The sequence below is a fragment of the Streptomyces sp. NPDC050619 genome, from assembly GCF_040654815.1.
Lineage (GTDB): Bacteria > Actinomycetota > Actinomycetes > Streptomycetales > Streptomycetaceae > Streptomyces.
On the sequence record NZ_JBFAIR010000077.1, the window covers coordinates 1 to 21743 of the forward strand.

The following is a 21743-nucleotide window of genomic DNA, read 5'->3' on the forward strand; positions in this document are numbered from 1 at the left end:
ACCGCGTCCCCACCCTCACTCACCAGCCGCCACAGATCCTCCGGCGACGCCACACCACCCGGGAACCGGCACGCCATACCCACGACCACCACCGGATCGTCGGTGAGGGTCGTGGGTGGCGCTGCCTGTGTCGTCGTGCCCGTGGCGGTGTCCGGGAACAGGTCCGACAACAGGTGCTCGGCCACCGCCCTGGGTGTGGGGTGGTCGAAGATGAGGGTGGCGGGCTGCCGCAGGCCTGTCGCCGTGCCGAGGGCGTTGCGCAGTTCGACGGCGGTCAGCGAGTCGAAGCCCAGGTCCCGGAAGGCCCGGCTGGGCTCGACGCGTTGGGCGTCCTGGTGGCCGAGGACGGCGGCCACCTGCTCCCGGACCACGTCGAGGAGCGCGGCCCTGCGGTCGGCGGGGTCCAGCGGCGCGAGCCGGTCCACGAGGCCGTCCGTGAGGGACGCGGCGGGGGCGGCGGCGGTCAGTGCCGTCCGGCGTGCCGTAGAGCGCGCCAGCCCGCTGAGGAGTGCGGGGACGTCGTCCCGGGCGCGCAGCGCGGCGAGGTCGATGCGGAGGGGCACGACGGTGGCGTGTCCGGTGGCCGGGGCGGTGTCGAGGAGGGCCAGGCCGTCCTCGGGGGTGAGGAAGGGGAAGCCGGAGCGGGCGAGGCGTGCCCGGTCGACGTCGGTGAGGTCGCCGGTCATGGCGCTGCCCGCGACGTCCCAGGGCCCCCAGGCGAGGGACAGCGCGGGCAGGCCGAGGGTGCGGCGGTGCTCGGCGAGGGCGTCCAGGAAGGCGTTGGCGGCGGCGTAGTTGGCCTGGCCGGCGCCGCCGAGGGTGCCGGCGGCGGAGGAGAACAGGACGAACGTGCCTGCCTCCGGGGCGAGTTCGTGGAGGTGCCAGGCCGTGTCGGCCTTGGGGCGCAGCACGGTGTCGAGGCGCTCGGGGGTGAGGGCGCCGACGACGCCGTCGTCGACGGTGCCGGCGACGTGGACAACGGCCGTCAGGTGCTCGCCGTCCAGCAGCCGGGCGAGAGCGTCGCGGTCGCCGGTGTCACAGGCGACGACGCGGACGCGGGCGCCGCGTTCGGTCAGGTCGGCGGTGAGCCGGTCCGCGCCGGGGGCGTCGGGGCCCCGGCGGGAGACGAGCAGGAGGTCCCGGGCGTCGTGCCGGGTCACGAGGTGGCGGGCGACGACGGCGCCGAGGCCGCCGGTGCCGCCGGTGACGAGGACGGTGCCCAAGACATCCCAGGCGGGCGGCTGCTCGGCGGCGCGCGGGGCTCGGACCAGCCGGGCGACGCGCAGGCCCTCGGCGTCGGCGCGGACTTCGGGTTCGGGCGTGGTCAGGGTGCGGCGCAGCAGTTCGCCGTCGACAGGGCCGTCGAGGTGGAGGACGGTGATGCGCCCGGGATGCTCGGTCTGTGCGGTGCGCAGCAGGCCGCGGGCTGCGGCGGCCGGGAGGTCGCCGGTGGCGGGGGTGGCCACGACGAGGCGGGAGTCGGCGAAGCGGGGCTCGGTCAGCCATGACTGGACCAGGCTCAGGGCGTGTCCGGTGGTGGCGCGCACGGCGGTGGGGGCCGGGCCGTCGTCGGGCCCGGAGGCGACGCGGGTGAGGACGACGGGGGGGACGGGGTCGAGTGCGGCGAGGTCGGGGGCGACGGTGACCATCGCGGCCGTGGCACGCAGGGCGTCGGCCAAGTCGTCGGTGTCGGGGCCGATGACGGCGACGGGGAGGTCCTTCGCGGTGCTCTCGCCGAGGGGTTGCCAGTCGACGGTGAACAGGGCATCGGGTGCGGTGCGGGGCGTCGTGGCCGCGGCGCGGGTGACCAGCGCGTCCACCGTCAGGACCGGGTTTCCCGCGGGGTCGGTGGCCGTCAGGGTGACCGTGTCGTCGGCCACGCGGGAGATGCGCGTACGCAAGGTGGTGGCGCCGGTGGCGTGCAGGCGGACGCCCTCCCAGGAGAAGGGCAGGCCACCCTCGCTGAGGGTGCCGAGGTCGCCGTAGGTGGCGGCGTGCTGGGCGGCGTCGGCCAGGGCCGGGTGGAGCAGGAACGCGGTGGCGTCGGTGTGGGCCGGGCTCGGCAGCGCGGCCTCGGTGAACAGGTCGGTGCCGCGTCGCCAGGCGGCACGCAGGCCGCGGAAGACGGGCCCGAAGGCGAAGCCGAGCCGGGCCACATCGTCGTAGCAGTCGGTCAGGTCGATCGGCTCGGCACCGGGCGGTGGCCACGTGGTGTCGAGCGACGGGGCGGCGGGGCTGTCCGTGGCGGTGTCGAGTCGGCCGGTCGCGTGGACGGTCCAGGGGGCCTGGGGGTCGGCGGTGTCGGGGCGGGAGTGGACGCTGACGGGACGGCGTCCGTCGGGGGCGGGCGAGCCGACGCGTACCTGGAGGTGTACGGCCTCGCGTTCGGCGATCTCGAGCGGGGCGGTGAGGGTGAGGTCGTGGACGCGGTCGCAGCCGACGTCGTCGCCGGCCCGCAGGGCGAGTTCCACGAAGGCGGTGCCGGGCAGCAGGATGCGGCCGTGGACGACATGGTCGGCGAGCCACGGCTGCTTGGCCGGGGTCAGCCTTCCGGTGAGGACGACGCCCTCGCCGTCGGCCAGGTCGACGGTGGCGGCGAGCAGGGGGTGGCCGGACGTGCCGAGGCCGAGGCCGGCGGCGTCGCGGGCGCGGCCGGTTCCGGTGGGCCAGTAGGGCTGCCGTTCGAAGGCGGTGGTGGGCAGGTCGACGCGGCGGGCGCCGGTGTCCCGGTAGAGGGCGGCCCAGTCGACGGTTCCGGCGGCGCTGGCGGTGTGCAGCCTGGCCAGTGCGGTGATCAGGGACAGTTCCTCGGGGCGGCCGGCGCGCAGGGCCGGTACGGCGACGGTCTCGGGGTCGGCGAGGATGTCGTCGACGAGGGGGCTGAGCACGCCGTCGGGGCCGAGTTCCAGGTGGGCGCGCACGCCCTGGGCGGCGAGGCTGCGTATGGCGTCGGCGAACCGCACGGTGGCGACGGCGTGCCGTGTCCAGTGCTCGGGGTCGCGCAGCTCGCGGGCGGTGGCGGTGCGGCCGGAGACGGTCGAGACGACGGGCAGCCGCGGTTCGTGGAAGGTGAGCCCCGCGACGACGGCGCGGAAGTCGTCGAGGACGGGTGTCATCAGCGGTGAGTGGAAGGCGTGCGAGACGGCGAGCCGGTGGGTGCGGTGTCCGGCGTCGCGGAGCCGTTCGGCGGCCGCGCTTACGGCGTCCTCGGCGCCGGACAGGACGACGGAGGCCGGGCCGTTGACAGCGGCGAGGGCCACGTCGTCGCCGAGCAGGGGGCGCACCGCGTCCTCGGACGCCGCCACGGCGACCATGGCGCCGCCCTCGGGCAGCGCCTGCATGAGGCGTCCGCGGGCCCGGACGAGCGCGCAGGCGTCCTCGGCGGAGAGCACACCCGCGACATGGGCGGCGGTGATCTCGCCGATGGAGTGCCCGGCGACGAAGCCGGGGCCCACCCCGAGCGACACCGCGAGCCGGTACAGGGCGGTCTCGACGGCGAAGAGGGCGGGCTGGGCGTGTTCGGTGCGGTTCAGCGCGGCCTCGTCGCCGCCCCACATCACGTCGCGCAGCGCGGGGTCGAGGTGGCCGAGCAACTCGTCGAGCGCCTCGGCGAACACGGGGAAGCGGTCGTACACCTCGCGTCCCATGCCGAGGCGTTGGCTGCCCTGACCGGTGAACAGGACGGCGAGGCCGCCCTCGGCGGCCGTGCCGCGGGCCACCTCGCGGGGACCGTCCTCGTGCGGCAGCAGCACGGCGCGATGGTCCAGGTGGCCGCGTCCCGTGGCGAGGGAGTGGCCGACGTCCAGCGCGGACAGGCCACAGGCGGCGGCCGTGACGCGGTGGAGCTGGGCGTCGAGGGCGGTGGCGGTGCGGGCGGACACCGGCCAGGGTGTCAGGGCCGGGGTGAAGGTGGCCTCGGGTTCCTCGGCGGGCGGGGCCTGTTCGAGGATGACATGGGCGTTGGTGCCGCTGATGCCGAAGGAGGAGACGCCGGCGCGGCGCGGGGCGTCGGTCGGCGGCCAGGCTGTGTTGGCCGTGAGGAGCGTGACGGAACCCGCGGTCCAGTCGACGTCGGGTGTCGGCCGCTCGGCATGCAGGCTGCGCGGGAGCAGACCGGCCCGCAGTGCCATGACGGTCTTGATGACGCCGGCGACTCCGGCGGCGCCCTGGGTGTGGCCGATGTTGGACTTCACCGAGCCCAGCAGCAGGGGCCGTTCGCGGTTTTGGCCGTATGCGGCGAGGAGGGCCTGCGCCTCGATGGGGTCGCCCAGCGTCGTGCCGGTGCCGTGTGCCTCCACGGCGTCGATCTGGGCGGGAGTGAGGCCGGCGTTGTCGAGGGCGTCGCGGATCACGCGTTGCTGCGCGGGCCCGTTGGGGGCACTGATGCCGTTGGAGGCGCCGTCCTGGTTGAGGGCGGTGCCGCGGACCACGGCGAGGACGGGGTGGCCGTTGCGCTGGGCCTCGCTGAGGCGTTCCAGTACCAGGACGCCGGCGCCCTCGCTCCATCCGACGCCGTCGGCGGCGGCCGAGAAGGACTTGCAGCGGCCGTCGGCGGCGAGGCCGCCCTGCGCGGTGAACGACACGAAGGTGCCCGGGGTGCACATGACGGTGGCGCCGCAGGCGAGGGCGAGCGTGGACTCGCCGCTGCGCAGCGACTGCACGGCCCAGTGCAGGGCGACGAGGGAGGAGGAGCAGCCGGTGTCGACGGTGACGGCGGGCCCCTCCAGGCCGAGGACGTAGGAGATGCGCCCGGAGATCACGCCGGCGGCATGGCCGGTGGTGGCGTAGACGTCCATGTTCTCGCGGGCTTCGGCGACGACCTTGCCGTAGTCCTGGATGGTGGTGCCCGCGAAGACGCCGGTGCGGCTGCCGCGCAGCGCGGTGGGGGCGACCCCGGCGCGCTCGAGGGCCTCCCAGGCGGTCTCCAGCAGCAGCCGCTGCTGCGGGTCCATGGCGAGGGCCTCGCGCGGGGCGATGCCGAAGAACGCCGGGTCGAACTCGGTCATCGCGTCGAGGAAGCCGCCCTCGTGGGCGCGGCTGCGGCCGGACCCGTCGCCGGTGAGGCGGGCCAGGTCCCAGCCGCGGTCGGCGGGGAACGGGCCGATGGCGTCCCGCCCGTCGACGACCAGCTGCCACAGGTCCTCCGGGGAGGCGACGCCGCCGGGGTAGCGGCAGCCCATGCCGACGACGGCGATCGGTTCCACGGCCTCCGAGATCAGCTGCTGGTTGTGCCGCCGCAGCCGCTCGTTCTCCCTCAGGGAGGTCCGCAGCGCCTCGACGTAGGGGTTCGGTGTGTTCAAGGCGGGCTCTCTCAAGTCAGGCGGGGCGTCAGTCCGAGGTGGTCTCGGCCGCGAGCCGCAACAGGCTCTCGCCGTCGAGGGCGTCCAGGTCGCTCTCGTCGGAGGGAGCACCGGTGGTCTCGGGGTCGCCGTCGGCGAGTTGCAGGATCAGCTCCAGCAGACCGGCCTTGCGCAGCCGGGCGGGCGGGATGGCGGCGAGGGCGGCGCGGACCTCGGCGTCCGGATCGCCGTCGGTGGCGGCCGGGGCGTCGGGGAAGAGTTCGGTCCGCAGGTGGGCGGCGAGGGCCGCGGCGTTGGGGTGGTCGAAGACCACGGAGGCGGGCAGGGCGAGGCCGGTGGCGGCTTTGAGCCGGTTGCGCAGGTCCACGGCACTGACGGAGTCGAACCCGAGGTCCCGCAGGGCGCGTTCGGCGGGGACGGCGTCGGCGCCGAAGTGGCCGAGGGTGGCGGCGGCCTCGGTGCGGACGAGGTCGAGCAGCAGGCGGGTGCGTTCGACGTCGGGCAGGTCGGCGAGCCGGTCGCGCACGGTGGGGCCGCCGTCGGGCCCGGGGTCTTCGGCGGACCCGAGGTCCGTGGTCCGCGCCAGCTCGGACAGCAGCGGGCTGGGCCGGGCGGCGGTGAAGGCGGGCAGGAAGGCCGCCCAGTCGGTGGCCGTGACGGTCATGCCGGTCAGGTCCTCGTCGAGGACGCGTTGCAGGGCCGCGAGCGCGGTGTCGGGGTCCATGGGCTGGACGCCGCGGCGCGCGAGCTCGGCGGCGAGGCCTGGCTCGGTCGCCATGCCGGTCTCGCCCCAGGCGCCCCAGGCGACGGAGGTGGCGGGCAGTCCGGCGGCGCGGCGGTGCGGGGCGAGCGCGTCGTGGTAGGCGTTGGCGGCGGCGTAGGCGGGCTGGCCGCCGCTGCCCCAGGAGGCGGCGCCGGAGGAGAACAGCACGAACGCGTCGAGGTCGCGCTCCGCGGTGAGTTCGTGGAGGTGGCGGGCGCCGAGCAGCTTGGCGCTCAGCAGCGTCTCCAGTGCGTCCGGGGTGAGGGCGGTGGTCTCGCTGTCGCCGTCCGAGACACCGGCGGCGTGGATGACGGTGGTCAGCGGCTGGTCGGCGGGCAGCGCGTCGAGGTGGGCGGCGAGAGCATCGCGGTCGGCGATGTCGCAGGCGGCGACGGTGACGCGGGCGCCCAGTTCGGTGAGCTGTTCGGTCAGGGTGTCGGCGCCGGGGGCGTCGGGGCCGCGGCGGCTGAGGAGCAGGACGTGGGCGGCGCCCCGGGAGACGGCCCAGTGGGCGAGGCGGCTGCCGAGGGCTCCGGTGCCGCCGGTGACGAGGGCGGTGCCGCTGGTGCGCCAGGGCTGCGACGAGGTCGGTTCCCCGGCGGGGACGAGGCGCCGGGCGTAGGCTCCGGAGGGGCGCAGGGCAAGCTGGTCCTCGGTGGCGTCGGCGGTGAGCAGCGCGGCGAGCAGTCCGCCGGTGCGTGTGTCGATGGTGTCCGGCAGGTCGGCCGAACCTCCCCACAGCGCGGGCTGTTCAAGGGCGGCGACCCTGCCGAGCCCCCACAGGGTGCCCTGGACCGGGTGGTGCACGGGGTCGCCGGGGACGGCTGCGACGGCCTGCCGGCTCAGGCACCACAGCCGGGCCCCGGTGGGCCGGTCGGCGAGGGCCTGGAGCAGGGCGACGGTCGCGGCGAGCCCGGCGGGCACCGCAGGGTGGCGGGCGTCGGCCGGTTCCTCGGCGAGCCCCAACAGGGACACCACCACGGAGAGTCGTTCGGGCAGCACTGCGGCGAGGGTGGTGCGGTCGGCGGTGGCGGGGTCGATGTCGAGGCGGGCGGTGTCGGGGCCGAGGGCGGTGACGACGGCGGCCACCCAGGGATCGTCGGCGTGCGTGGCCGGGACGACGACGAGACGGTCGACGGGCTGTGCCGCGGCGGTCGTGGGCAGCGGATGCCAGGCGTCGCGGTAGCTCCAGGACGCGGCGAGCGCCCGCCGCCGGGACCGCTGCCGCCAGTCGGCCAGGGCGGGCACGACCGCGGCCAGTTCGGGCTCGCCGGCTCCGGTCTCGGCGGCGAGCCGGGCGGTGTCGGCGTCGTCCACCAGTTCCCAGAAAGCGCTGTCCTCCCCGACGTCGGCGGCCACGGGGTCGGTGCCGGGGGTGGGCCAGTACCGGCGGCGCTGGAAGGGATAGGTGGGCAGCTCTACCGGGGGCGCGGTGCGGGCGGTGGCAGGGAAGCAGGGCCGCAGGTCGACGGGCAGGCCCGCAGCCCAGCCGGCCGCCGCGGACAGCAGGAAGGTGCGGGCGTCGCCGGCGTCCCGGCGCACGGAACCGAGGACGACGGCGCCCTCGGTGCCCGCTGCCTCGCAGGTCTCACCGATCGCGCCGGCCAGCATCGGTTGCGGGCTGCTCTCGACGAACACCCGGTGCCCGGCCTCCAGCAGGGCGCGGGTGGCCGCCTCCATACGGACGGTCTGCCGCAGGTTGCGGTACCAGTAGGCGGCGTCCAGTTCGGTGGTGTCGAGGCGGCCGCCGGTGACCGTGGAGTAGAACGGGACGCCGGCCGGGCGCGGGGTCAACGTGCCCAGGGCGTCCAGGAGTTGATCCTTGACGGCCTCGGTCTGGGGTCCGTGTCCGGCGATGTCGGACTTGATGTCCTTGGTGCGCAGGTCGTGGCGGGCGCACAGCTCGCGCAGCTCGTCGAGGGCACCGTTGTCGCCGGAGACGACGACCGTGGAGGGGCCGTTGAGCAGGGCCACGCCGAGCCGGCCGGGCCACGCCTGGAGCAGGGGTTCGACACGGTCGACCGGCGCGAACACGGTCATCAGTCCGCCCCGTCCGCCGAGTTCGAGCATCGTCCGGCCGCGCAGTGCGACGAGCCTCGCGGCCTCCTCCAGGGTGAAGGCGCCCGCGACGTGGGCGGCGGCTATCTCGCCCTGGGAGTGGCCGACGACGGCGCCGGGTTCGACGCCGAGTGAGCGCCACAGCGCGGCGAGCGCGACCATCGTGGAGAACAGCGCGGGCTGCACGACGTCGGCCTTGTGCAGCACGTCCGGGTCGTCGCCCGCGCCGCGCAGCAGGTCCACGGGCGACCAGTCGACGTAGGGGGCGAGGGCGTCGGCGCAGTCGTCGACGGTGGCGCGGAACACCCTTGAGGTGTCGTACAGTTCGCGGCCCATGCCCCACCACTGGGAGCCCTGGCCGGGGAAGACGAACACCGGTCCGGCGGCGGTGTCGGCGGTCGTGCCCCGTACGACGGCGGGGTCCGCGGTGCCGGTGGCCAGGGCGTCCAGCGAGTCGAGGAGCCGGTCGCGGTCGTCGCCGAGGACGACCGCGCGGTACGGGTGCGCGGCCCGCGTGGTGGCGAGCGACCAGCCGGCCGCCGAGGGGTCCGTGTCCGGCCGGGAGCGCAGGAAGGCGCCGATGCGGGCGGCCTGTTCGTTCAGCGCCGGGGCGCTACGGGCGGACAGCGGCAGCGGCAGCTCGGGGGTGACGAGGGGTGCCTCCTGCTGGGGTTCGGGGTCGGCGGCGGGCTGCGGGGGCGCCTGCTCCAGTACGACGTGGGCGTTGGTGCCGCTGATGCCGAACGCGGACACGGCGGCCCGCCGGGCTCGCCCGGTGTCGGGCCAGTCCTGCGCGGACCGCAGCAGCCGTACGGCGCCCGTGGTCCAGTCGACGCGGGTGGAGGGCGTGCCGGCGTGCAGGGTGCGCGGGAGGGTGCCGTGTTCGAGGGCCAGGACCGTCTTGATGACGCCGACCGCTCCGGCGGCCGCCTGGGTGTGGCCGATGTTGGACTTGACCGACCCCAGCAGCAGGGGCCGTTCGCGATCCTGACCGTAGGTCGCGAGGAGCGCCTCGGCCTCGATCGGGTCGCCGAGCCGGGTGCCGGTGCCGTGCGCCTCGACGGCGTCCACGTCGGCCGGGGTGAGCCCGGCGTCGGCCAAGGCCTCGCGGATGACGCGTCGCTGGGCGGGCCCGTTGGGCGCGGTGAGCCCGTTGGAGGCGCCGTCCTGGTTCACGGCCGACCCGCGGATCACGGCCCGTACCCGATGGCCCAGGCGACGGGCCTCGCTGAGACGTTCGACGACGAGCAGGGCGACGCCCTCGGAGTAGCCGGTGCCGTCGGCGTCTTCGGAGAACGCCTTGGAGCGGCCGTCGTGGGCGATGGCGCCGAGCCGCTGGATGCGGGCGAAGCTCGCCGAGTCGGTCATCACGGTGCCGCCGCCCGCGAGGGCGAGCGCGCACTCCCCGGCGCGGACCGCGCGCACCGCCTGGTGCAGCGCGACCAGCGAGGAGGAGCAGGCGGTGTCGACGGTGACCGCCGGGCCGTTCAGGCCGAGGGCGTAGGAGACGCGGCCGGACAGGGCGCTGGCGGCGAGGCCGGTGGCGGCGTGGCTCTCGGTGCGTTCGGCGGAGCCGCTGACGACATGGGCGTAGTCCTGCCCGTTGCTGCCGACGAACACGCCGGTACGGCTGCCGCGCAGGGTGTGCGGGTCGATACCGGCCCGTTCCACGGCCTCCCAGGCGGTCTCCAGGAGCAGCCGCTGCTGCGGGTCCATGGTGACCGCCTCGCGCGGGGAGATCCCGAAGAAGGCCGCGTCGAAGTCGTGGGCGTCGTAGAGGAATCCGCCTTCGAGGCGTCCACCGCCGTCGGCGAACTCCGTCAGGTCCCAGCCGCGGTCGCCGGGGAAGGGCCCGATGGCGTCCCGTTCCTCGGCGAGCAGGTCCCACAGGTGCTGCGGGGAGTCGGCGCCGCCGGGCAGCCGGCAGGCCATGCCGACGATCACGACCGGGTCGTCGGCGTCGTCGCGGGGGTCCGGCCGTTCGACCGGTGCGGTGTCCTGCCCGGTGCCGGTGACGACTTCCAGCAGGTGCTCCGCGAGGCGGCGCGGGGTGGGATGGTCGAAGACGACGCCCGCGGCGAGCGGCAGGGCGGTAGCGGCGACGAGCCGGTTGCGCAGCTCCACGGCGGTGAGGGAGTCGAATCCCGAGGACCTGAAGGCCCGGTCGGGCGGAACGTCGGCGGCGCGACGGTGCCCGAGTGCGGCGGCGGCCGCGGCGCGCACCACGTCCAGGACGAGCGTGGCGTGCTCGGCGGGAGGGGCCGTACGCAACCGGTCGGCCAGGGGCGTCGAGGGCGCGTCGGGCGTGGTGCGAAGGGCGTCCGGCGCCGGTACGGCGGGGTGGTCGTCGAGGACGGGGCTGTGGCGCGGGCCGGCCCGGAGTGCGGCGGCCAGTGGTCCGAGGTCGGCGACGATGAGGGCCGGGTGGGGCTCGGCGGTGGCCTCCAGCAGAGCGGTGAGGGCCAGTTCGGGGTCGAGGCCGCCGAGGCCGGAGCGCCGGCCCTGCGCGTCGTCGAGTCCGGCGGCCATACCGGCGCCGCGCCAGGCCGCCCAGGCGATCGACACGGCCGGCAGCCCCTCGGCCCGGCGGCGGGCGGCGAGCGCGTCCAGCACGGTGTTGGCCGCCGCGTAGTTGGCCTGGCCCGGGTTGCCGAGGGCACCTGACACCGAGGAGAACAGGACGAACGCCGACAGGTCGTGGCCCCGGGTCAGTTCGTCGAGGTGCAGTGCGCCGGTGGTCTTGGCGCGGTACACATCCGCGAACCGGTCGGGGGTGAGGCGGTCCAGTACGCCGTCGTCGAGGACGCCGGCGGTGTGCACGACAGCGGTCAGCGGCCGGTCGGCGGGAACCTCGGCGAGCAGGGCGGCGAGCGCGGCCCGGTCGGCGACGTCGCAGGCGGCGATGTCCACCTCGCAGCCGGCCTCGGCCAGTTCGTGTCTCAGCTCGGCCGCGCCCGGCGCGTCGGGTCCGCGCCGGGAGACCAGCAGCAGGCGCTCGGCGCCCTCCCGGGCCAGCTGGCGGGCGACCCGGGCGCCGAGACCGCCGGTGCCGCCCGTGACGAGGGTGGTGCCGGCGGGACGCCATCCGGCGGGCGTTGCGCCAGGCACTTCCCCGGGCGCCTCGGGCTCGCGTCGAGGCGCCGGCACGAGTCGCCGTACGAGGGCTCCGGTGGCGCGTACGGCCACCTCGTCCTCGCCGCCGGGGGCCGTGAGGGCGGCCAGGGCGGTGGCGACGGTGTGCTCGGTGGGGTCGTCGGCGGGCAGGTCGAGCAGGCCGCCCCAGCGGTCGGGTGTTTCGCGGGCCGCGACCCGGCCCAGCCCCCAGACCGCGGCCTGGGTGAGACCGTGGGCGCGGTCGCCCTCGGCGGCGGCCACGGCGTCACGTGTCACCAACCACACGGGCGCCCGCAGCCCGGCGTCACCGGTCGCCTGAACGGCCGTCAGCGCGCCCAGGACCGCGGCGGGAACGTCCGGTCCGTCCGGGTTCCGGGGCGCGGTGAGGCACAGGACGCCTGCCGGATCGGTGTCGCCCGCCGCGTCCCGCAGCACAGCGGCGAGCGTGGCACGGTCGGCGCCGGCCGGGCACCGGACCGGCACGGCGGCCGGGCCCAGGGCGTCCGTCAGCGCGCGGGCCCAGGGGTCGTCGTGCTCCGGCAGCAGAAGCAGCCGGCGGCCCGTCACCTCGCCGGCCGGCGGGAAGGCGTACGGCTGCCAGCGCTCGCGGTGGCGCAGGGCGTCCAGGGCGGCCCGGACGCGGTGCCGGGACCGCCAGGACAGCAGGGCGGGTACGACGGATCGGACAGCCTCCTCCGCGACGCCGAGGCGGTCGGCGAGCGCGGCCGGTTCGGTGCGGCCGAGTGCCGCCCACAGGTCCGTGCCGGCCGTGTCCGGGGCGGCGTGGCGGAACGGGAAGCGGCTGCGGCGGAACGGGTAGGTGGGCAGGTCGACCCGCTCGGCGCCGGTCCCGGAGAACAGGGCCGTCCAGTCGACGGGGACCGCGTGGACGTACAGCCGGGCCAGGGCCGTGACGGCGGAGTGCTCCTCGTCCGGGCCGCTGTGCAGCAGGGGCGTGACGACGGCGCCCGGCGGCAGGGTCTCCTGGGCGAGGGCCGCGAGGACACCGCCGGGGCCCACCTCCAGCCAGGCGCCGACGCCGTGCTCCGCCAGGGTCCGCACGCCGTCGCCGAAGCGTACGGTCTCGCGCAGATGCCGTACCCAGTAGCCGGGGGTGGTCAGTTCGCCGGGTGCCGCGAGCCGTCCGGTCACGTTGGAGACGACCGGCAGGGTGGGTTCGGCGAAGGACAGCTCCGCGACGGCCGTGCGGAACGCGTCGAGGGCGGGCTCCATCAGCGGGGAGTGGAAGGCGTGCGAGACCCGCAGGCGGGTGGTGCGGTGCCCGGCCTCGCTCAGGCGGGCCGCGACGGCGTCCACCGCTTCGCCGGGGCCGGACAGCACCACGGAGCGCGGGCCGTTGACCGCGCCGAGGACGACACCGTCGGTGAGCAAGCGGCGGACCTCCTCCTCGCCGGCGCCCACGGCGACCATGGCACCGCCGGCCGGGAGTTCCTGCATCAGGCGGGCCCGCGCGGACACCAGGCGGCAGGCGTCGGTCAGGGACAGCACGCCGGCGACGTGGGCGGCGACGATCTCGCCGACGGAATGACCCATGACGTACTCGGGCCGCACACCCCACGCGACCACGAGCCGGTACAGGGCCACCTCGACGGCGAACAGTGCGGGCTGGGCGAACTCCGTGCGGTGCAGGGCCTGTTCGTCCTCGCCCCACATCACCGTCCGCACACACGGGTCGAGCTCGGCGAGAACCTCGTCGAGAGCGGCGGCGAACACCGGGAAGCGGGCGGCGAGTTCGCGTCCCATGCCGAGGCGCTGGCTGCCCTGCCCGGAGAACAGCACGGCCACGGACGGCTCGTCGCCCGCGACCGCCGCGGCGAGCGGCGGCGCGCCCTCGGCCGAGCCGAGCAGCACGGACCGGTGCTCGAAGGAGGAGCGCCCGGCGGCCAGCGAGTGGCCGATGTCCAGTGGGTCGTGGCCGGCGGCTCGCGCGCGGACACGGGCCACCTGGTCCGCGAGGGCCTCGGCGCCGCGGGCGGACACCGGCCAGGGCACCGCGTGGGCCGGCGTCGGGGCCGCCTCGGGTGCCGGCAGCGGCTCGGGGGCCGCCTCCAGGACGACGTGGGCGTTGGTGCCGCTGATGCCGAACGCGGACACGGCGGCCCGCCGGGGTCGGCCGGTCCGCGGCCAGTCGGCGGCATCCCGCAGCAGTTCGACGCGGCCGGCCGTCCACTCGACGGCGGCGGTCGGCTCGTCCGCGTGCAGGGTGCGAGGCAGCCTGCCGTGCCGCATCGCCAGGACCGTCTTGATGACGCCTGCGACGCCCGCCGCGGCCTGGGTGTGCCCGAGGTTGGACTTCAACGAGCCGAGCAGCAGCGGCCGTTCGCGGTCCTGGCCGTACGTGGCGAGGAGCGCCTCGGCCTCGACGGGGTCGCCGAGCCGGGTGCCGGTGCCGTGCGCCTCGACGGCGTCGATGTCGGCGGGGGTGAGCCCGGCGGCGGCGAGGGCCTGCCGGATGACCTGCTGCTGGGCGCGGCCGCTGGGGGCGGTGAGGCCGTTGGAGGCGCCGTCGGAGTTTGCGGCGGTGCCCCGTACGAGCGCCAGGACGGGGTGGCCGTGGCGGCGGGCGTCGGACAGCCGCTCGACGACGAGCACGGCGACGCCCTCGGACCAGCCGGTGCCGTCGGCGGCGGCGGAGAACGCCTTGCAGCGGCCGTCGGGGGCGAGCCCGCCCTGCCGGCTGAACTCGGTGAAGACCGACGGGTCGGACATCACCGTGACACCGCCGACGACGGCCAGTTCGGTCTCTTTTGTCCGCAGGGCCTGGACGGCGATGTGCAGCGCGACCAGCGAGGAGGAGCAGGCGGTGTCGACGGTGAGGGCCGGGCCTTCGAGGCCGAGGACGTAGGCGAGGCGGCCGGAGAGCACGCTGGAGGCGGTGCCGATCATGACGTGGCCGTCGCCGGGCGCGGGGCGCCCGGAGTCCCACTGGTAGGTGCCCGCGTACACGCCCGTGCGGCTGCCGCGCAGGGACAGCGAGTCGATGCCGGCGTGTTCCAGTGCCTCCCAGGCGACTTCGAGGAACAACCGCTGCTGCGGGTCCATCGTGGCCGCCTCACGGGGCGAGATGCCGAAGAACTCCGCGTCGAAGGCGTCGGCCCCGGTGAGGAACCCGCCGCCACGCGCGGTGCTCTCGGCGAGCAGTGCGGTCAGGTCCCAGCCGCGGTCCGCCGGGAAGGCGGTGACGGCGTCCTGGCCGGAGTCGACCAGCCGCCACAGGTCGTCGGGCGAGGCGATGTCCCCGGGCAGGCGGCAGCCCATGCCGACGATGGCGACGGGGTCGTCGGCGGGGTCTGCGGGGGCACGGTCCGTCTCGAGCTCCTCGATACGCCGGTGGGCACGGCGCAGCTCCGCCGTAACCCGTCGGAGGTAGTCGACGATCGTGTCCTGCTGCTCTTTCTGCACGGGGGATGTCCCATCGCGTCGGCGGGCGTTCGTGGCCTGCGGGAGGGGTGAGCGCCGGTCAGCGGACCGGGAACTCCTTGTCGATGAGGTCGAGGAGCCGGTCGACGGGGGCGGCGGCGATGTCGGCGGCATCCGTCGTGCCGTGGGTGCCGTTCACCCGGCGTACCGGTGCGGGGCACGGGGCGCGGTGGCCGAGGTCCGTCAGCAGGGCTTCGAGGCGGTGCAGGGCACGGCGCCGGGTGGGGTGGTCGTCGGGCAGTTCGCGCAGGGCCTGTTCGAAGCCGGTGGGCCAGTCGGGCAGCGGGCGCGGTGCCTCGTCCAGGTGCTCGGCGAGACAGGCGGCGAGCGCGGCGGGGGTGGGCTGCTCGTAGAACAGGGTGGCGGGCAGGTCGAGGCCGGTGGCGCGGCCCAGGCGGATCCGCAGCTCGGTCTCCGCGTAGGAGTCGAGGCCCAGGGAACGCAGGGCGAGGCGGGGTTCGACCCGGCCGGGGTCGGCGTACCCGAGGGCGGCGGCGGCCTCGGCGCGCACCAGGGTGAGCAGCGCGCGGACGCGGCGCGGGCCGGTGAGCGCCCGCAGTGCGGCCGGTTCGGCGGCGGGCCGGTCGTCGGCCGGGGACGGGGCGAGCGCGGGCGGCGCCGTGTCCGCCGGGGTGGGCCAGTGGCGTTCGCGCTGGAAGGGGTAGGTGGGCAGTTCGGTGCGGCGGGCGCCGGTCCCGGTGAACAGGGCCGGCCAGTGCACGTCGCTGCCGGTGACGTGGAGCCGGGCGAGCGCGGTGAGCAGAGCCGTCTCGGGGTCGGTGCCGAAGCGCTGGACGGCGACGGTCACCACGCCGGTCCACGCCAGCAGTTCGACGGTGCTCTGGGTCAGGGTGGCGCCCGTGCCCACGTCGAGGAAGGTGTGGACGCCCGCGTCGCGCAGGGCGGTTACGGCGTCGGCGAACCGTACGGTCCCGCTGACGTGACCGATCCAGTGGGCGGGCGAGGCGAGGTCGGTGCCGGTGGCGCGGGTGCCGGTGAGAGTGGACACGAGCGGGATGCGCGGGGTGCGCGGTTCGAGGCCGGCCAGTGCGCCGCGGTACTCGTCGAGGGCGTCGGCCACGAGGGGGGAGTGCAGTCCGTGCGGGGCGGGCAGCGGGGCGGTGGTGCGTCCCTCGGCCGCGAACGCGTCGGCGATGCCGACGACTTCGCGAGCCGCGCCGGACAGCACGATCCGGTCGGGTCCGTCCACGGCGGCGACGGCGACGTTCGCGGTGAGCAGCGGTGCCACCTCGGCCTCCGTGGCGCGTACGGCGACGGTGGCGGCGGGCGCGAGCCGCTCGGCCAGCCGGACCCGGGCGGCGACGACACGGCAGGCGTCGCTGAGGGACAGCGCGCCGCAGACGTGGGCGGCGGCCACCTCGCCGAGTCCGTGCCCGGCGACGTAATCGGGGGTCCGGCCGAGGGACTCCAGGAGCCGGTACAGGGCGATCTCGTGGGCGAACAGCAGGGGGTCGGCGGTGCGGCTGCCCGCCTGAGCGGGGGCGCCCGCGAGGTCGGGCAGCGGCTCGGGCAGCAGTGGGTCGAAGGCGTCGCGCACGGCGTCGAGAGCTCGCGCGAACACCGGGAACCGCTGGGCGAGTTCACCGGTCCGAGCGCTGTCGTGCGGTGCGCCCCGCCCGGCGAACAGGACAGCCGACAGACCGGGTTCGGCGAGGCAGCGCGCCACGGTGGGCGTGCCGTCGGCGGAGGCCAGCAGGACCGTGCGGTGCGGCAGCGCGGTGGCCCGGCCGGTGGCCAGTGACAGGGCGATGTCGGCGCGGGCCCGGTCGTCGGCGGGTTCCAGGCGCCGCAGCCGGGCGACCGCCGCGTCCAGGGCGTTGGCGGACCGCGCGGAGACCACCCAGGGCACGACGTGCGGGACGCTGCCGAGTTCGTCGGCCGGGGCGGAAGCGGGCGGGGCCTGTTCGAGCACGATGTGGGCGTTGCTGCCCCCGATGCCGAAGGAGGAGACCGCCGCGCGGCGCGGCCTGCCGGTGGCGGGCCAGTCGGTGGTCTCGCGCAGCGGCAGCGCCGAGCCGACCGACCAGTCGACGGCAGGCGTGGGCTCGGACAGGTGCGGGGTGGCGGGCAGGACGCCGTGCCGCAGCGCGAGGACGATCTTGATGACGCCGGCGATGCCGGCCGCGGCCTGGGCGTGCCCGAGGTTGGCCTTCACGGAGCCGATGAACAGCGGGTGTTCACGCTCGCGCCCGTACGTGGCGAGGAGCGCCTCGGCCTCCACGGGGTCGCCGACGCGGGTTCCGGTGCCGTGCGCCTCCACGGCGTCGATGTCGCCGGGGGCGAGCCCCGCGTCCTGGAGGGCCAGGGCGATCAGCTCGCGCTGGGCGGCCCCGCTCGGCGCTGTCAGCCGGTCGGTGGAGCCGTTGGCGTTGACGGCGGTGCCGCGGATCACGGCGAGGACGGGGTGGCCGCCCCGCCGGGCGTCGTCGAGGCGTTCCAGTACGACGACCCCGGCGCCCTCGGCCCAGGCGGTGCCGTCGGCGTCGGCGGAGAACGGCTTGCACCGGCCGTCGGGGGCCAGGCCGCCCTGCCGGGCGTAGCCGACGAGACTGCGCGGCGTGGACAGGACGTTCGCTCCGCCGGCCAGGGCGAGCGTGCACTCCCCGGCACGCAGGGCGCGGACCGCGCAGTGCAGGGCGGTCAGCGAGGAGGAGGACGCGGTGTCGAGGGTCAGCGCGGGGCCGCGCAGTCCGAGGACGTGGGCGAGGCGGCCGGAGGCCACGCCCGGCGCGGTGCCGGTGACGGCGTTCGCGGCGGTGTCCTCGGCGGAGCGCGCGGTGACCAGGGCGTAGTCCTCGCCGCTGACGCCGGCGTAGACGCCGGTGCGGGTGCCGTGCAGCGACAGCGGGTCGATGCCGGCCCGCTCCACCGCCTCCCAGGCGGTCTCCAGCAGCAGCCGCTGCTGGGGGTCGGTCGCGACGGCCTCACGGGGCGAGAGCCCGAAGAAGCCGGCGTCGAAGTCGGCGACGGAGTCGAGGAATCCACCGCGCCGGGGCACGGCGGCCCGGCCCGGCCCGTCGAGGGCGTCCGGGTCCCAGTCCCGGTCGGCGGGCAGCGGGCCGATGGCGTCGCCTGCGGCCAGGAGCAGCTCCCACAGCTCCTCGGGGCCGGTGATCCCGCCGGGCAGTCGGCAGGCCATGGCGACGATGGCGACCGGCTCGGCGGCGACCGGGTGGTCGTGCAGTTCGAGGAACTCCAGTCCGGACAGGATGGTCATGCCGCACCGCCTCCGGTGGTTCAGTACTCAACAAGACTGTTGTGGAAGGTAGAGGGGGGCGGTCTCGGTTTTCCCTAGACCTGTCGCGGCCGGCCGTTCGCCGGACCTGTCGGGCCGGTCAGTTGCCGCCGGCCCTCAGGGACACCAGCCACTCGTCCATCAGCCGTGCCGTCTCGGCGGAGTCCTCGGCGATGAGGGTGTGGTGGTCGGCCTGGATCACCCGGACAACGTCGGCGGGCACCGCCGGTGCCTGCTCGTCGCCCACGCCGGGCAGGGAGTCGGCGCACCGGATGAGAAGCGACGGCACGTCGGTGGTGTAGCTCTCGGCGTCGCCGGTGGTCATGCGGATGAACCAGTACGCCATCGCCGACAGCCGGGCGGTGTCGAGCTTCACGGTCGGACGGTCGATGCCGGCGAGGTAGTTGTCCTGGACCCGGTCCCAGTCGACGCCCTCACCTTCCCGGTAGCCCAGGCTGAGGGTGTCGAGCATGACGATGCCCTCGGGCCGTACGCCCCAGGTCTGTTCCAGGATGCCGGCCGCGCGGTGGGCGAAGGTGCCGCCGGTGGAGTAGCCGACGAGGACGAACGGCTCGCCGTCGCTGGCCAGCAGCACGCTCTCGGCGACGAGCCGGGCCGCGGCCTCGCTGGTCGCGGGCAGCGGCTCGCCCTCGGCGAACCCGAGCAGCGGCAACGCCGAGACGTGCCTGCGGCCGCGGAAGGGTGCCGCCAGGCGCGCGTACTGGTGCGGTCCGCCGGTCGCGCCGGGGGCGCTGACGCAGATCAGCCGCGGCTGCGCGGGCCCGTCCGCGAGGGTGATCGCCCGGGGCAGCTCCGGTACCTCGGCGGTGAGCTCGATCTGGGGGCGGGTGGCGGCGACGGCGATGAGCAGCCGCATGGCCTCCAGGCTCTTGCCGTTGCCCACGGTGTCGAAGAACAGCGTGACCAGCGAGTCCGGCGAGTTCTGCCGGGTGCCCGCGGTGAGTGTGCCGGGGTCGGCGGGCTGTCCGCCCTGGTGGGCGAGTTGGCCGTCCAGCCACTGGGCGAGCCGCAGCGGTGTGCGGTTCTCGAAGACGGCCGCGGTGGGCACCCGCAGGCCGAGCGCCTCGCCCAGTTGGTTGCACAGTTCCAGCGCGATGAGCGAGTCGAAGCCCAGGGTGAGGAACTCGCGCTCGGGTTCGACGGTCGTGCTCTCCTTGCGGCCGAGCAGCACGGTGGAGATTCCCACGACCAGGTCGAGCAGGGTCCGCTCCCGTTCGGCGTCGTCGAGCCGGCCGAGTCGGTCCCGAAGTGTGGCGAACGACGGGGTGGTGGCCGCCGCCGTGCGGCGCGGGGCGGCGATGAGGCCGCGCAGCACGGCGGCTACCTGACGGGGGGTTCGGGACCGGTCGACGTGCAGGGGCACCAGCTGCGGCTCGTCGCGCCGCAGGGCGGCGTCGAACAGCGCGAGGCCGAGTTCCCGTCCGATCGGCGGGAGTCCGGACCGCACCATGCGCTGAAGATCGGTGTCGGTGAGGGCGGCGGTCATGCCGGTGCGGCTGGCCCACATGCCCCAGGCGAGCGACGTGGCGGGCAGGCCGCCTCGGCGCCGGTGGGCGGCGAGGGCGTCGAGGTATGCGTTGCCGGCGGCGTAACCCGACTGGCCTTGGCTGCCCAGGACGCCGGAGACGGAGGAGTAGAGCACGAAGGCGGCGAGGTCGAGGTCTCGGGTGGCGCGGTGCAGGTGCCAGGCGGCGTCCGCCTTGGGGCGCAGCACCGTGGAGACGCGTTCGGGGGTGAGGGAGGTCAGGACGCCGTCGTCGAGGACGCCGGCGGTGTGCACGACGGCGGTCAGCGGGTGTTCGGCGGGGATCTCGGCCAGCAGCGCGTCGACGGCATCGGCGTCGGCGACGTCGCAGGCCGCGATCGTCACCTTGGCGCCCGCGCCGGTGAGTTCGGCCCGCAGGTCGGCCGCGCCCGGTGCGGACTCGCCGCTGCGGCCGGCCAGCAGAAGGTGCTGTACGCCGTGTGTGGCGACCAGGTGCCGGGCGAGGTCGGCGCCGAGCCCTCCGGTGCCGCCGGTGATCAGCACGGTGCCCTCGGGGTGCCACGGGGCGGGGTCGCCGGTACCGCTCTCTTCGGGGACGCGGGCCAGCCGGGGGACCCGCGCGGTCCGCTCGCGCACCACCCACTGCTCCTCGTCGGCGAGGAACAGGGCGGGCAGGGTCGCGGCGGACTGGTGGGCGTCGTCCAGGTCGACCAGGACGAACCGGCCGGGGTGTTCGGACTGGGCGGAGCGGACCAGGCCCCAGACGGCCGTCGCGGCCGGGTCGGTGACGTCCTCGCCCTCCAGTGCCATCGCCCCGCGCGTGACGAGCACCAGGCGGGACTTGTCCAGGCGCGGTTCGGCGAGCCAGTCCTGGAGCAGGGCCAGGACTCGGTGGACCGTCTCGTGGACCGCCTCGGGTTCCTCGCCGCCGTGGACGCAGACGAGGAAGCCGTGCGGCACGGGGCCGTTGTCGCCGCTCTGCCCGATCGCCGCGGCGAGGGTCTCTCCGTACGAGACCACCGCCTCGCCCGCCAGGGCCATGGCCTGCCCCAGGTCGTGCCGGTCGTCGCCGACGACGGCCCAGCGGGCCCCGGTCGCGGGGGTCAGCTCGGCGGGCGCGGGGATCCATTCCAGGCGCAGCAGTGAGTCGAGCGGGTCGTGGGCGGCGCCCGCGGGCGCGTGGTCGGCGACGGGGCGCAGGGTCACGGAGTCGACCGTCAGAACCGGCCGCCCGGCCAGGTCCGTGGCGGCGAGGGCGACGGTGTCGGGGCCGGTGGGCACGATACGGGCGCGCAGCACGGTGGCACCGGAGGCGTGCAGAACGGCGCCCCGCCAGCCGACGGGCAGCGTCCGCTGGTACGACTCCTGCCCGGCGTGGACGCGGGCGTGCAGCACGGCGTCCAGGAGTGCGGGGTGGAGTCCGAACCCGTCGTCACCGCGGGCCGGTTCGGGCAGGACGGCCTCGGTGTACACCTCCTCGCCGCGCCGCCACACGCCGCGCCGGCCCTGGAACGCGGGTCCGTGGTCGATGCCGGCGCGGGCCCACCGCTCGTGGGTGTCGGCGGGGTCGATGCCGGTCGCGCCGGTGGGAGGCCAGACGGTGCTGTCGAACGCCGTGGCCGGGGTGGCGGAGCGGGAGAGGACGCCGGTCGCGTGCAGCTGCCAGGGGGTGTCGCCCGGTGTGGGCCGCGCGTGGCAGCGGACCGTGCGCCGGCCCTCCTCGTCGGGTGCGCCGACGCGCATCTGCACCTGGACCGCGCCCTGTGCGGGCAGCACCAGCGGGGTGTCCACAGTGAGCTCCTCGACCCGGTCGCAGCCCGCGAGGTCACCTGCCCGGACGGCGAGTTCGAGGAAGCCGGTGCCAGGCAGGGACGCCGTGCCGGCGACGCGGTGTTCGGTCAGCCAGGGCTGCTGGGACGCGCTCAGCGTGCCGGTGGCGACGAGTTCGCCGGTGTCGGCGACCGTCACCGCGGCGCCCAGCAGCGGGTGCCCGGTCGGATCGAGGCCGACGCCAAAGAGGTCGGTGGCGGACGCGGAGACGGTGGGCCAGTAGCGCTCGCGTTGGAAGGGGTAGGTGGGCAGGTCGACGCGGCGGGCGCCGGTGCCGGCGAAGAAGGCGGGCCAGTCCACCGGGACGCCGGCGGTGTAGAGCCGGGCCAGCGCGGTCACGGCGGCCGTCTCCTCGTCACGGTCCCGCCGCAGCAGCGGGACGGCATCCTCGACAAACGGCGTGAGGACAGCGTCCGGGCCGATCTCCAGGAAGTGCCGCGCACCCGCGTCCCCGAGCGCGCGGACGCCGTCGGC

4 protein-coding genes are annotated in these 21743 nt (G+C 76.0%); all 4 read right to left on the minus strand.

Going from position 1 to position 21743, the window contains the following annotated elements; genetic code table 11:
- The coding region (locus tag AB0I77_RS51920) for an SDR family NAD(P)-dependent oxidoreductase (RefSeq protein ID WP_363290032.1) at positions 1-5300 on the minus strand (5300 nt) is incomplete at its 3' end.
- Between the two features lie 28 nt (positions 5301-5328).
- Positions 5329-14658: a type I polyketide synthase gene (locus AB0I77_RS51925; RefSeq protein WP_363290033.1), complete on the minus strand. Its 9330-nt coding sequence runs from the start codon at positions 14656-14658 to the stop codon at positions 5329-5331.
- A 58-nt stretch (positions 14659-14716) separates the two neighbouring features.
- A complete protein-coding gene (locus tag AB0I77_RS51930; protein WP_363290035.1) occupies positions 14717-17914 on the minus strand; it encodes a type I polyketide synthase in 3198 nt (1065 codons plus the stop codon).
- A 118-nt stretch (positions 17915-18032) separates the two neighbouring features.
- On the minus strand, positions 18033-21743 hold a 3711-nt coding region (locus tag AB0I77_RS51935; protein WP_363290036.1), incomplete at its 5' end, for a type I polyketide synthase.